The organism is Hydrogenophaga sp. (assembly GCF_018780385.1).
GTDB lineage: Bacteria > Pseudomonadota > Gammaproteobacteria > Burkholderiales > Burkholderiaceae_C > Hydrogenophaga.
Genome location: NZ_JADMJO010000048.1, coordinates 1 through 12731, shown reverse-complemented (window position 1 = coordinate 12731; position 12731 = coordinate 1). Strand labels below are relative to the sequence as shown.

12 protein-coding genes are annotated in these 12731 nt (G+C 66.5%); 10 read left to right on the top strand and 2 right to left on the bottom strand.

Annotated elements, in window-relative coordinates:
• Positions 1–85 precede the first annotated feature (85 nt).
• On the bottom strand, positions 86–838 hold the full coding sequence (locus IV113_RS15860; RefSeq protein WP_291086844.1) for a FadR/GntR family transcriptional regulator: 753 nt from the start codon (positions 836–838) through the stop codon (positions 86–88).
• 136 nt (positions 839–974) lie between these two features.
• On the opposite strand from IV113_RS15860, the gene IV113_RS15855 reads away from it, so the two are divergent.
• A complete protein-coding gene (locus IV113_RS15855) occupies positions 975–2078 on the top strand; it encodes a lactonase family protein (protein WP_291086842.1) in 1104 nt (367 codons plus the stop codon).
• 55 nt (positions 2079–2133) lie between these two features.
• Here the strand turns inward: IV113_RS15855 and IV113_RS15850 are convergent, their stop codons facing one another.
• On the bottom strand, positions 2134–2787 hold the full coding sequence (locus tag IV113_RS15850) for a 5-formyltetrahydrofolate cyclo-ligase (protein ID WP_291086840.1): 654 nt from the start codon (positions 2785–2787) through the stop codon (positions 2134–2136).
• Positions 2788–2883: 96 nt separating this feature from the next.
• Between IV113_RS15850 and IV113_RS15845 the strand changes: the two genes are divergently transcribed.
• From IV113_RS15845 to IV113_RS15805, 9 genes are all read left to right on the top strand, one after another.
• On the top strand, positions 2884–4842 hold the full coding sequence (locus tag IV113_RS15845) for a lytic transglycosylase domain-containing protein (RefSeq protein WP_291087163.1): 1959 nt from the start codon (positions 2884–2886) through the stop codon (positions 4840–4842).
• A 23-nt stretch (positions 4843–4865) separates the two neighbouring features.
• A complete protein-coding gene (locus IV113_RS15840) occupies positions 4866–5819 on the top strand; it encodes a complex I NDUFA9 subunit family protein (RefSeq protein ID WP_291086838.1) in 954 nt (317 codons plus the stop codon).
• Between the two features lie 126 nt (positions 5820–5945).
• Positions 5946–6272, top strand: a complete 327-nt coding sequence (locus IV113_RS15835; RefSeq protein WP_291086836.1) for a metal-sensitive transcriptional regulator — start codon at positions 5946–5948, stop codon at positions 6270–6272.
• Between the two features lie 107 nt (positions 6273–6379).
• Positions 6380–7069, top strand: a complete 690-nt coding sequence (locus tag IV113_RS15830) for a glutathione S-transferase family protein (protein WP_291086834.1) — start codon at positions 6380–6382, stop codon at positions 7067–7069.
• Between the two features lie 17 nt (positions 7070–7086).
• Complete coding sequence (locus IV113_RS15825) at positions 7087–7593, top strand: DinB family protein (protein WP_291087161.1); 507 nt, start codon at positions 7087–7089, stop codon at positions 7591–7593.
• 60 nt (positions 7594–7653) lie between these two features.
• Positions 7654–8946, top strand: a complete 1293-nt coding sequence (locus tag IV113_RS15820; RefSeq protein WP_291086832.1) for a multifunctional CCA addition/repair protein — start codon at positions 7654–7656, stop codon at positions 8944–8946.
• 105 nt (positions 8947–9051) lie between these two features.
• A complete protein-coding gene (gene otsB / locus IV113_RS15815; protein ID WP_291086830.1) occupies positions 9052–9792 on the top strand; it encodes a trehalose-phosphatase in 741 nt (246 codons plus the stop codon).
• Positions 9789–11618 (top strand): glycoside hydrolase family 15 protein, encoded by a 1830-nt coding sequence (locus tag IV113_RS15810; protein WP_291086828.1) that lies wholly within the window; start codon positions 9789–9791, stop codon positions 11616–11618. The genes otsB and IV113_RS15810 overlap by 4 nt, the downstream gene beginning before the upstream one ends.
• Before the next feature lie 11 nt (positions 11619–11629).
• Positions 11630–12731, top strand: a 1102-nt coding sequence (locus IV113_RS15805; RefSeq protein ID WP_291086827.1) for a trehalose-6-phosphate synthase, incomplete at its 3' end; no start/stop codon positions are given.

Below are 12731 nucleotides of genomic sequence, written 5' to 3'. Positions count from 1 at the left end.
AGGCCTTGTCATCAGTCATCGTACAAGTTGATCGAAGCTTGTCAATCGGCAAATCCCGGAGGCGCCTGCGCGAGGCGCTTCTCACTCACTTGGGTTGGTCAGCGTCCGCAGCCAGCTGAGCAGCGCGGCGGCGGCGCTCCCGGCTGTTGGCCAGGTGGGTGCGCATGGCCGCACGGGCCGCATCCGGATCCCGGCCGACGATCGCGTCATAGATGCTTTCGTGCTCGGTGTGGGCACGCTGGAGGTAGCTGTGCTGCGCCTCGGCGGGCGCAGGCCCCACGCCCAGACGCGCGCGGGGAATGATCATCGAACCCAACGCCCCCATCAGTTCGATGAAATGAGGGTTGCCAGTCGCACGGGCCACTTCGAGGTGGAACTGGAAATCAGGACCCACCGTGTCGCGCCCTTCGGCCAGGGCCAGCGAGAACGCGTCCAGTGCCGCACGCATGTCTTCCAGATGGCGCTCATTGCGGCGCGTGGCCGCCAGAGCGGCGGCCTCGGTCTCCATGCCGATGCGCAACTCCAGCACGGCAATGACGTCGTGCAGGGTGGCCAACTGCTCGGGCGCAATGCGGAACACCGCGCTGTCGCCCAAGCCCACGGCGAACGTCCCGATGCCATGCCGAGTCTCCACAAGCCCCCCCGCCTGCAGCTTGGACAGTGCTTCGCGCACCACGGTGCGGCTGACACCGAACTCTTCCATGATGGCGGCCTCTGTCGGCAGCTTGTCACCCGTCGCAATGCGGCCATCACGGATGCGCCCGCCGATGGATTCGACAAGTTCCAGAGCCAGGGAGCGCGGGCGACGGCGGGTGGCTGGGGAGGAGGATGGAGGCAAGGTGGCGTTCACTCGGGAATACCCTATCGGGATGGCATTGACATGCCCAGATGGAGATCGGAAGATCGTTGTACGACAACTGACAACAAGCCGTCGCCCTCTTCACACTTTAGCCGATCCACCTCTGCTGACCTCCATGAACATCCGAACACTCCTCCTTGCAACGAGCCTGATCGCGATCCTGATTCTGCAAGGCTGTGCGACCGCGCCCTCGATACCCAGGACGACCATCGCCTACGTGGCCAACGCCGACAGCCGGGAGATCAGCGTGCTCGCGATCGACCGCTCGCAAGGCACGCTTCGCACACTGCAAACCGTTGCGGTGGGCGGCACCGTGATGCCACTGGCCTTGAGCCCCGATCGACGTGTGCTCTACGCGGCATTGCGCTCCGAACCGTTCACCGTGGCGGCCTTCTCGATCGAACCTGCGACCGGTCAGCTCAGCCCCCTGGGCAGCGCGCCTTTGCCTGACAGCATGGCCAACATCGCCACCGACCGCAGCGGGCGCTGGCTCTTTGCGGCCTCCTACGGGGGTCACCGCATCAGCGTCTCACCACTGGGCACCGACGGCAGCCCTGGCCCCGCGAGCCAGGTGCTGCCGACGGGAAAGAACGCCCATGCCGCGATTCCCGACACGGCCAACCGCCACCTCTATGTCACCAACCTCGGCAGTGACCAGGTGATGCAATGGCGTTTCAACGCCGCGACTGGACAACTCATCCCCAACGCCACGCCCGCCATGAAGGCGCGTGCAGGCACTGGCCCGCGCCACTTCGTGCTGCACCCCAACGGCCGCCATGCCTACCTGCTCAACGAGCTCGACGGAAGTGTGGATCTGCTCGATGTCGACAACGCACAGGGCACACTCACGCCGCGCGCGCACTGGTCCTCCCTGCCCCCAGGCTTCACCGGCAAACCGTGGGCGGCCGACATGCACCTGACCCCTGACGGCCGTTTCCTCTACACCAGCGAGCGCACCTCCAGCACGCTGGCCATCTGGCGCGTCGATGCCAGCTCCGGCTCGCTCACGCTGGTGGGACACCAGGCCACGGAGCAACAACCCCGGGGATTCCAGATCGATTCAGCAGGGCAATGGCTGCTCGCGGCCGGACAACTCTCGCACTCGGTCACGCTCTACCGCATTGATCGCGACAGTGGCCGCCTCACCCCTGGCGCGAAGCAGGCCTTGGGCAAAGGGCCGAACTGGATCGAGATGCTGGATCTGCCGGCCAAACCGTGACCACGGTTCGCGCAGGGCGGCCCATGAAGATGCGCCGCTCTCGTGAATCCGGAAGCTAGCGTTCAGGCCACATGACGCCGGTGTCCGACAGGATGGCGTCCAGCGGCACGTCGTGGATCTCGGGCTTCAAGTACGGAAGCCAGCCGAAGTCGTAGCCCAGCCCCACGGTGAAGGGTTTGGGGTTCAGGCTGGCGAGCGTGCGGTCGTAGAAACCGCCCCCGTAGCCCAGACGAAAACCACCCGGCCCGTAGCCCACGCAGGGCACGAAGATCAGCGTGGGTTCCACGATCTCGGTGTCCTTCGGCTTCGGAATGCCATAGGCATCTTCTTCCATCGGGCAGCCCGGGTACCAGGTGTAGAAGGTCAGCGTCTTGTCGATCTTGTTGACCACCGGCAGGCTGATGCGCCGGTGGCGCTGCGCGCCCTGCGCGTCTTCCTCCAGGCCGGCCTCCTGCCAGCGGAACAGCGCCGGCAGCGGATCGAACTCGCCCTTGATCGGCCAGTAGGCGCCGATCACCGCATCGGGCCGCTCGATCAACCAAACGCGCATGACCCGTTGCAGCAGGTCGTTGCGCAGGTTGCGGTCGGCCAGGCCCTGGCGCTTCTCGATCAGCGACTTGCGCCACTCGGTTTTCAGCGCAGCCGCCGTTGATCCTTCGGCCTGTTTCCTGTGGGGTGGTGGGGCATTCGGGCCGTCTTTGGTGTCCATAATCAACGCATGAAACAGGTTGGTGTGAAACAGGAATCAAAAGCGCAGACCACGGTGGCCATGCAAGGCAGGCACCGATGGGCTCTGCGTTTCATTATGGCCGTGCTGATGTTGCCAGGGCTGGCGCACGCACAAAGCAGCGCCGGGGGCGATGCCACCTTGCTGGAAATGCGCGAGGCCTTCCGCCGCAACAACACCACCCAGCTCGCCAACCTGCTGCCCGCCGTGCGCGGCCACACACTGGAGCCGCTGGCCATCTATTGGGAGATGAAAGCCCGGCTGGAAAGCGCCAGCCCGGCCGACATCCGCGCGGCCATGGACCGCATGGCCGGCACCTACTGGGAAGACCGGCTGCGCAACGACTGGCTGCTGCTGCTGGGCCGCGCGCGCGACTGGACCAACTTTTCAACCGAGCTGCCGCGCTTTCGCATGAACGACGATCGGCAGGTGAGCTGCTACGCCCTCATGCTCGACGCCGCCAGCGGCCGCATACCGGCCGAACTCGCCGCCGAGCGGGTGCGCACGCTCTGGCACGCCCAGCGCGAGGCCGACGATGGCTGCGCGATCGCAGCGCAGTCCTTGCTGACCAGCAGGCATCTCAAGCCCGAGGTCGCCTGGCAACGCGCGCGCCTGGCCGTGGACGCCAACCGCCCGCGCGTGGCCAGTCAGGCCGTGGGTCTGCTCGACCCGGATTGGGCCGGCATGGTGGACACCGCCACCAGCGACCCAGCCAGGTACCTGGACGAGAAGATCACCGCCATCCGCCCGCGCACCAAGGAGCTGGTGACCCTGGCCATCATCAAGCTGGCCTTCAACGACCCGACCGCCGCGGCGCAGGAGATGGACCGCACGCGCTGGAAAACCCAGCTCACCAAGGAAGAACGCAGTTGGGTGTGGGGCGTGATCGGCAAACGCTCGGCTCAAAAGCTGGAATCCCAGGCCCTGACCTACTTCGCCAATGGCGAAGACCACTTCATGCACGACGACCACCTGGCCTGGAAGGCCCGCGCCGGCATGCGCGCGGGCGCCTGGGGTCATGTGCGCGATGCCGTGGCCGCCATGAGCGAATCGCAGCAGGGTCAGCCCGACTGGGTCTACTGGAAGGCACGCGCCCTGCAGGCGCTCAAGCTGCCCGACGCGCCCACGGCCTCGGCGCATGCCCGCGCGCTGCTCGAATCCATCGCCTCCGAGCGTGGTTTCTACGAACAGCTCGCACTCGAAGACCTGGGCCGGCAGATCACCACACCGCCCGCCCCTGCACCATTGAGCGTCGAAGAAACCGCGGCTGCGCAGCGCAACCCGGGCCTGCGCCGCGCGCTGATCGCCATGCGCTTGGGCCTGCGCAGCGAAGGCATGCGCGAATGGAACTACACCACCAACCTGCACGATGCCGGGGGCATGGGGGAGCGTGAACTGCTCGCCGCCGCCGCCCTGGCCTGCGAAGCCGAACTCTGGGACCGCTGCATCAACACCAGCCTGCGCACGCACACCTCGCAAGACCACGCCCAGCGCTTTCCCACGCCGCACCGCACGGCGGTGGTGACCCGCTCACGCGAGATTGGCCTGGACCCGGCCTACGTGTATGGCCTGATCCGCCAGGAGAGCCGCTTCGTCACCGACGCACGATCGGGTGTGGGCGCCTCGGGTCTCATGCAGGTGATGCCGGCCACCGCGCGCTGGACCGCCCGCAAGATCGGCCTGACCGATTTCAGGCCCGCCCAGATCACCGAGCGCGACACCAACATCCTCATCGGAACGGCCTACCTCAAACTCGCGCTCGACGACTTCGAGGGCTCGTTGCCCATGGCCGCGGCCGCCTACAACGCCGGGCCAGGCCGCCCGCGAAACTGGCGCAACGGCCCGGTGCTGCCGGGTGAAATCTGGGCTGAAAACATCCCGTTTGAAGAGACACGTGACTACGTCAAGCGCGTTCTCGCCAACACCACCAGCTATGCCGCGCTGCTCACCGGCCAGCCGCAGTCCCTGCGAGCGCGCCTGGGCACCGTCGGTCCGCGCGTGGGCGGTGAAGCCACCATCAACCGCGATCTCCCCTGAACATCCTGGCGCCGGCACACCTCATGAAAAACATCCTCGTTCTGGGCGGCACCGGTTTTGTCGGCCGCCATGTCTGTGAAAAGCTGCACCGCCAGGGTTGGCGCATCACCGTGCCCACGCGCCGCGCCATCAAGGCGGCCGCCGTGCAACACCTTCCGCGGGTCACCGTGATCGAGGCCGATGTGCACGACCCTGCCCAGCTGCTGGGGCTGGTGACGGGCCACGACGCGGTGGTCAACCTCATCGCCATCCTGCACGGCAGCGAAGAGGCGTTTGAGCGCGTGCACGTGGAACTGCCTCTGGCCTTGTCGGAAGCCTGCCTGGCCGACGGCGTGCGCCGTCTGGTGCACATCAGCGCGCTCGGGGTGAGCCTGGACGGACCCTCGCGCTACCAGCGCAGCAAAGCACGTGGCGAAGAGCTGCTGCGCGCTGCCGGACTGGACCTGACCGTGCTGCGGCCCAGCGTCATCTTCGGCGCAGGCGATCGCTTGCTCAACGTGTTTGCCGGCCTGCAATCGATCTTTCCCGTGGTGCCACTGGCCAGCGCGCAGGCCCGTTTTCAGCCGGTGTGGGTGGAGGACGTGGCCAACGCCGTGGCTGCCTGCATCGCAGACCACGGCCTGCCGCAAAGCACGGTCGGCCAGACCTTCGAGTGCGCTGGCCCCGATGTGCTGACGCTGGCCGAGCTTGTGGGCATCGCCGGGCGGTACGGCAGCAAGCAGCGTCCCGTGCTGCCACTGCCCGCTGTCCTGGGACGGTTGCAAGCCAGCGTGATGGAACTCATGCCCGGCGAACCGCTGATGAGCCGCGACAACCTCGATGCCATGTCGGTCGACAACGTGGCCACCCAACAGTGGCCCGGCCTCTCCTCACTGGGCATTGTTCCCACCAGCGTGCACACGATTGCTCCCGCTTACCTGGGGCAGCGCGGGGGACGCAGCAAGCTGTTGGAGTTCCGGCAGGGCGAACGGTCTTGAAGGCGCTGCAATTGTGACTTTTGTCTTGCAAATTTAGACACAAATAACACCAAGGTGTCATTTTTCATCGGGTTTCTCGGGGTTATATTAAACCGTACACAGTACAACACCAACCCAGGAACCCAGATGACAGTCTCCAACCTGAAGCCCCCCATCAGCCGCAGAGCCGGCGCCCCTGCTGCCCCCGGTTACCGCACCGAACACCAGCGTGACGTGATCAACCGCCTGAAACGCATCGAAGGCCAGGTCCGCGGTCTGATCGACATGGTCGAGGATGGTCGTTCCTGCGAAGACGTGGCCCAGCAGATGTCTGCCGCACGCAAGGCCATGGACAAGGCCTTCTACCGCATGATGGCCACCTCGGTGATGGAAGCCGTGTCCACCTCTGATTCCGAAGTCCACACCTTTCGAGAGGTCGAGCGCTCCACCCGCATCCTGGAAAAATATGCCTGACCAGACGCCGCCACCGCCCCCGGAGCGCAGCGGATCAATCGGCGCACTTTTCGGCATCAATCAGCAGGCGCGAAGTCCTTACCATGGGGCACTTTCAAGGAGGCCTCATGGCGCTGCAACTCTACGTCGGCAACAAGAACTATTCCTCGTGGTCCATGCGACCCTGGGTGCTCATGAAACAGGCAGGCATCCCGTTTGAGGAAGTGATGGTGCGTTTCGACTCGTTCGATATCGATTCCACCTTCAAGAAGAGTCTGCGTGTCGTCAACCCCTTGGGCAAGGTGCCGGTGCTGGTCGACGACGGCTTTGCCATCTGGGACACGCTCGCGATTGCCGAGTACCTCGCCGAGCGCTTCCCCGACCAGCAACTGTGGCCGAAGGACGTGAAAGCCCGGGCCCGCGCACGCAGCGTCTGCGCCGAGATGCACAGCAGCTTCACCGCGCTGCGCAACCATTGCCCCATGAACATCGAGGCCTCGCTGCCCGACATCGGCAGGCTGGTCTGGCGCGACAAGCCGGCGGTGCGCGCCGACATGGCGCGCCTGGGTGGCCTGTGGAGCGAACTGCTCGCGGCGCAGCCAGCCGGTGCCCTGCTGTTCGGCGAGTTCACCATCGCCGACGCGTACTTCGCGCCGGTGTGCATGCGCATCAAGACCTACGAGCTGCCGCTGCCCGCCGATCTGCTGGCGTATGTTGAGCGTGTGTGTGCGCTGCCGGGTGTGAAAGCCTGGATCGATGAAGCGCTGGCCGAGCACGACTTCATCGACTTCGACGAACCGTACCGCCTGGGCCGGTGAGCACCGATCTCGCGGGCATGAACCGCACCACGCTCGACGCGCTGACAGCCTTTCCCGACCAGCTTGAAGCGCACTACGCTGCCATTCCCGACGGGTTCACGCACTGGGCACCACCGTCGTGGGAAGGTGTTCCCAGCGAAGCGCTCACCGCGCTGGAGCAGGTCTGTCATGTGCGCGACATCGAGATCGAGGGGTATCACGTGCGCTTCCACCGCACGCTGAACGAAGACCACCCGACGCTGGTGTCCATCGACACCGACGCGCTGGTCCGGGAACGTGCGTATGACACCGCCGACGCCGCGGCGGCGCTGGCGGCCTTTCGTGCAGCGCGGGCCCGAACGGTTGCCCTCATCGCCGGGCTGGCGCCCGGGCAATTCGACCGAACCGCGGTGTTCGAGGGTTATGGTCCCCTGACCTTGCGCAGCCTGGTGCACTACCTCTGCAGCCACGACCAGCAGCACCTGGCCGGGCTGCAATGGCTGCTCGGCAAGATCGACGCTTCACGCGCAGCCGTGCGCCACTGAGCCTCTACTGGGCGGGGGCTGGGCTCGGCGGCAGATGGCCGCACCGCCTAAACTTCGACCATGAAAACCTATCTCGTGGGCGGCGCGGTGCGCGACGCGCTGATGGCGCGTGCCGCCGGCACGCCTGAAGCCTCGCACGTGGATCGCGACTGGGTGGTCGTGGGCGCCACGCCCGAGGCCATGGTGCAGAAAGGCTTTTTGCCCGTGGGCCGGGACTTCCCGGTGTTCCTGCACCCCACCACACGCGAGGAATACGCGCTGGCCCGCACCGAGCGCAAGACCTCTCCCGGCTACCGCGGTTTCGTCGTGCATGCCGAGCCGGGCGTGACGTTGGAAGACGACCTTGCCCGGCGCGACCTCACCATCAATGCCATGGCCGTGACAGCCGATGAGGCGAACGATCCCGTTCACGCCCAGCTCATCGACCCGCACAAGGGTCTGCAGGATCTGCAGGACCGCGTGCTGCGCCACGTGACCGACGCCTTCACCGAAGACCCTGTGCGCATCCTGCGGCTGGCGCGCTTCGCTGCTCGCTTCCCCGACTTTTCCGTGGCGCCCGAAACGCTGGCATTGATGCAACACATGGTGGAGCACGGCGAAGTCGACCATCTCGTGGCCGAGCGCGTGTGGCAGGAGCTCGCGCGCGGGCTGATGGAGCAACGCCCCAGCCGCATGTTCGACGTGTTGCGCGACTGCGGCGCGTTGAAGCGCCTGCTGCCCGAAGTGGATCGTCTTTGGGGCGTGCCGCAGCGTGCGGAGTACCACCCCGAAATCGACACCGGCGTGCACTTGATGATGGTGCTCGACATGAGCGCGCGCCTGAATGCACCTCTCACCGTGCGCTTCGCCTGCCTGGGCCACGACCTCGGCAAAGGCACGACGCCAGCCGACGTCCTGCCGCGTCACATTGGTCACGAGGAGCGCAGCGCTCGCCTGCTCAAGGGCGTTTGCGAGCGGCTGCGTGTGCCGGCGGACTGCCGTGAACTGGCCGATGTGGTGGCGCGCGAGCACGGCAACATCCACCGAAGCGAATCGCTGGGTGCCGCAGCACGGGTGCGCCTGCTGGAACGCTGTGACGCGCTGCGCAAGCCGGCCCGCTTTCACGAAGTGCTGCTGGCCTGCGAATGCGATGCGCGCGGGCGGCTGGGCATGAGTGACATGGCCTACCCGCAGCGCGAGCAACTCGCCCAGGCGCTGATGTGGGCGCAGGCGGTGGACACAGCCCACATTGCGGCCCAGGCCCAGGCCGATGGCCTGAGCGGGCCGAAAGTGGGCGAGCAGATTCACAAGGCCCGAGTGGCTGCGGTCGCGCAAGGCCTCGGCGCTGCGGGGCCCGCCGTTGCTGCCGATTGAGCACCACCCCTTCCGGCAAGCGGATTGAAAAACTTCGCACCTTGAAGGTGGGTCTTGGCGCGACGGGTACCACGCCAACGCTCATCGTGTTACGGTGGACCGCTCATGAGTACCTTACCCAAGCTGCTGACGCAAGGGTCAGCACTTTTCCTGGACTTTGATGGCACGCTGGCTGATCTGGCGCACCGGCCCGATGCGGTGGATGTGCCCGGCGATCTGGCGCGCCTGCTCGATCGGCTGCACGAGCAGTTGAACGGTGCGCTGGCGGTGGTCACCGGCCGCGCACGCGAGGACATCGAGCCCATGCTCTCCCCCTGGCGGTGGCCGGCTGCATTCGAGCACGGCGCCCTGCGCATTTCGGCGCACGGTGACGTGTCCGCACACCGTCCACAGGGAATAGACCGCGCCGTGGCCGCTGCGCAGCACCTGGCGGGGCGCCACACCGGGCTGTTGCTGGAGATCAAACAGACGTCAATGGCTCTGCACTTCCGGCTCGCCCCCTCACTCGAGGCCTTGTGCGTGCAGACCCTCTCGCGGGCCATCGAAAACGCAGGCGGTCTGCAGTTGCTGCGTGGCAAGGCGGTGATCGAAGTGAAATCGGTCGGTGTGAACAAAGGCCTGGCGATTCAAGCCTTCATGAACGAGGCGCCGTTTGCCGGCCGCCTGCCTGTGTTCGCCGGCGACGACGTGACCGATGAAGCCGGCTTCGCCGTCGTGCAGCGCCTCGGTGGCGCGGGCATCAAGGTCGGAGCGGGCACGAGCATTGCCCTGCACCGTTGCGACAACCCGCAAGCCCTGCGCGCCTGGTTGACCGAAGCCACCCTAACCCCCCTGATCCACGCATGACGACTTTCCCGAACGGCTTCGCGCCTCCCGCCACCCCATCACTCTCGCTCGGTATGGTGGGCAACTGTGCCTTCAGCGCATTGATCGATCCGCACGGTCGTGTGGTCTGGTGCTGCCTGCCGCGCTTCGACGGCGACCCCGTGTTTCATGCATTGCTCGGCGGCACCGACGCGGAATCTGGATCGTGGGCGATCGAGCTCGAAGACATGGTGGAAGCCACCCAGCGCTACGAACCCAACACCGCCGTGCTGGTAACCGAGCTCTGGGACAGCCAGGGTCATGGCATTGCCATCACCGACTTCGCGCCGCGTTTCCTCTCGCGCGGTCGTTACTTCCGGCCCACCCAGTTGGTGCGCCGCGTGCGCCCGCTCAAGGGGGCGCCGCGCATCCGCGTGACGCTCACGCCGCGCTTCGACTGGGGCGCGCAAGCCCCGAGCATCACCTCAGGCAGCCACCACGTCCGCTTTGTGGGTGACCAGCAGACGCTGCGGCTGCACACCGACGCCTCCATCAGCCACATGTTGGCGCGCGAGCCCTTCCTGCTCACCCGCGAACTCAATTTCATACTCGGCCCGGACGAAACCCTCGAGGGCGGCATCGGCGACACAGCGCGCCATTTCGAGCAGGAGACACTGGCCTACTGGCGGGGCTGGAGCCAGCGTCTGGCGGTGCCGCTGGAGTGGCAGGACGCGGTGATTCGCGCGGCCATCACGCTCAAGCTCTCGATGTTCGAGGACACCGGCGCCATCGTGGCGGCCATGACCACCAGCATCCCGGAAGCGCCGGGCAGCGAGCGCAACTGGGACTACCGCTACTGCTGGCTGCGCGACGCGTTCTTTGTGGTGCGCGCGCTCAACAGCCTGTCCGAGGTGGGCACACTGGAAGACTACCTGCGCTGGCTGTCCAACGTGGTGGTCGGGGCCAAAGACGGTGACGCCAGTGGACACATCCAGCCCTTGCACGGCATCGGGCTGGAGCGCGAGTTGCCCGAGCGCATCTGCGACACCCTGCCCGGCTACCGCGACATGGGCCCGGTGCGCGTGGGCAATCAGGCGCAGGAGCACTTCCAGCACGACGTGTACGGCAACATCGTGCTGGCCGCCGCCCAGGCCTTTCACGACCGGCGCCTGCTGCACCCGGCGGGGCTGGCCGAGTTCGAGCGGCTGGAGGCGGTGGGTGAACAGGCGGTGCGCGTCTTTGACAAACCCGACGCCGGCATGTGGGAACTGCGCACCCGCGCCCGCGTGCACACCAGTTCGGCGCTGATGTGCTGGGCCGCCTGTGACCGCCTTGCCAAGATCGCGCGCACGCTCGACCTGCCGGGCCGCGCGGCGCACTGGGGCGATCGCGCCGCCGCCATGCGCGATCGCATCCTGCGCGAATCGTGGAGCGAGGAGCGCCAGGCGTTTGTCGAGAGTTTCGGCGGCCACGACCTCGATGCCAGCGTGCTGCTCATGGTCGAGGTGGGCTTCATCGAACCGATGGACCCGCGTTTCGTCGCCACCCTCAAGGCGCTCGAAGAACACCTGTGCGACGGCCCCTACATGCGCCGCTACGAAGCGGCCGACGACTTCGGCAAGCCCGAGACCGCGTTCAACATCTGCACCTTCTGGCGCATCGACGCGCTGGCCCGCACCGGTCGCAAGGACGAGGCACGCGCCATCTTCGAGACCATGCTGGCCGCGCGCAACCCGCTGGGCATGCTGTCCGAGGACACCCACGCCACCACCGGCGAAATGTGGGGCAACTACCCACAGACCTATTCGATGGTGGGCATCATCAACGCAGCCGTGCGCCTGTCGGCCGCATGGGACACGGTGATCTGAAGGACCAAGACATGGGCAGACTCGTCGTCGTCTCCAACCGCGTGGCCGATCCGCGCAAAGCCGCCTCCGGCGGGCTCGCCGTGGCCGTGGGCCAGGCGCTGGAAGCCTCGGGCGGGCTGTGGTTCGGCTGGAGCGGCAAGATCGACGAAGACGGCACGCCGGGCGAAGGCGACCTGCACCTGCAGACCGCGGGCAACGTGCAGCTGGCCACGGTGGACCTGAGCCGTGAAGACCACGACAGCTACTACCTGGGCTACAGCAACGGCGTGCTCTGGCCGGTGTTTCACTACCGCCTTGACCTCGCCGACTTCGACGCCGGCTACATCGGCGGCTACCGGCGTGTGAACCAGATGATGGCGCACAAGCTGGCTGGCCTGCTGCGCCCCGACGACGTGATCTGGGTGCACGACTACCACCTGATTCCGCTGGCCGCCGAACTGCGGGCCATGGGCTGTGAGCAGCGCATGGGCTTCTTTCTGCACATCCCGATGCCGCCGCCGTTGATCCTGGCGGCCGTTCCCGAGCACGACTGGCTCATCCGCTCGTTGTTCGCCTACGACCTGGTGGGTCTGCAGTGCGAGGCCGATGTGGCGCACTTCTCGCGCTACGTGGGCACCGAGACGCAGGCCGATGTGCTCGGCGAGCACGAATTCCGCGCGTTTGGCAAAACATTGCAGGTGCAGGCCTTCCCGATCGGCATCGACGTGGACGAGTTCATCGAACTCGGGGAGGCGCGCGAAGCACAGGAGATGTACACCCAGATGCGTGAGGAGTATTCGCGCCGGCGCCTGCTGCTCGGTGTCGAGCGCATGGACTACTCCAAGGGTCTCCCGCAGCGCCTCAAGGCATTTCGCCAACTCTTGCAGGCCTACCCGGAAAACCTGGGCAGCGCCACTTTGATCCAGATCGCAGCGCCCAGCCGCGAATCGGTAGACGCCTACGCCGCGCTGCGCCAGGAGCTGGAGAGCCTGTGCGGCGCCATCAACGGCAACTTCGGCCAACTCGACTGGATGCCGGTGCGCTACATCCACCGCAACGTGGCGCGCAAGCGTTTGCCGGGCCTGTACCGCGCGGCCAGCGTGGCGCTGGTCACGCCGCTGCGCGACGGCATGA

Bases quoted from the DNA above. Each gene is read 5' to 3' on its own strand.
- IV113_RS15825 (WP_291087161.1), top strand. From the start codon at position 7,087: ATGAACCGCACCACGCTCGACGCGCTGACAGCCTTTCCCGACCAGCTT.
- IV113_RS15835 (WP_291086836.1), top strand. From the start codon at position 5,946: ATGACAGTCTCCAACCTGAAGCCCCCCATCAGCCGCAGAGCCGGCGCC.
- otsB (WP_291086830.1), top strand. From the start codon at position 9,052: ATGAGTACCTTACCCAAGCTGCTGACGCAAGGGTCAGCACTTTTCCTG.
- IV113_RS15840 (WP_291086838.1), top strand. From the start codon at position 4,866: ATGAAAAACATCCTCGTTCTGGGCGGCACCGGTTTTGTCGGCCGCCAT.
- IV113_RS15830 (WP_291086834.1), top strand. From the start codon at position 6,380: ATGGCGCTGCAACTCTACGTCGGCAACAAGAACTATTCCTCGTGGTCC.
- IV113_RS15855 (WP_291086842.1), top strand. From the start codon at position 975: ATGAACATCCGAACACTCCTCCTTGCAACGAGCCTGATCGCGATCCTG.
- IV113_RS15850 (WP_291086840.1), bottom strand. From the start codon at position 2,787: ATGGACACCAAAGACGGCCCGAATGCCCCACCACCCCACAGGAAACAG.
- IV113_RS15820 (WP_291086832.1), top strand. From the start codon at position 7,654: ATGAAAACCTATCTCGTGGGCGGCGCGGTGCGCGACGCGCTGATGGCG.
- IV113_RS15845 (WP_291087163.1), top strand. From the start codon at position 2,884: ATGGCCGTGCTGATGTTGCCAGGGCTGGCGCACGCACAAAGCAGCGCC.
- IV113_RS15810 (WP_291086828.1), top strand. From the start codon at position 9,789: ATGACGACTTTCCCGAACGGCTTCGCGCCTCCCGCCACCCCATCACTC.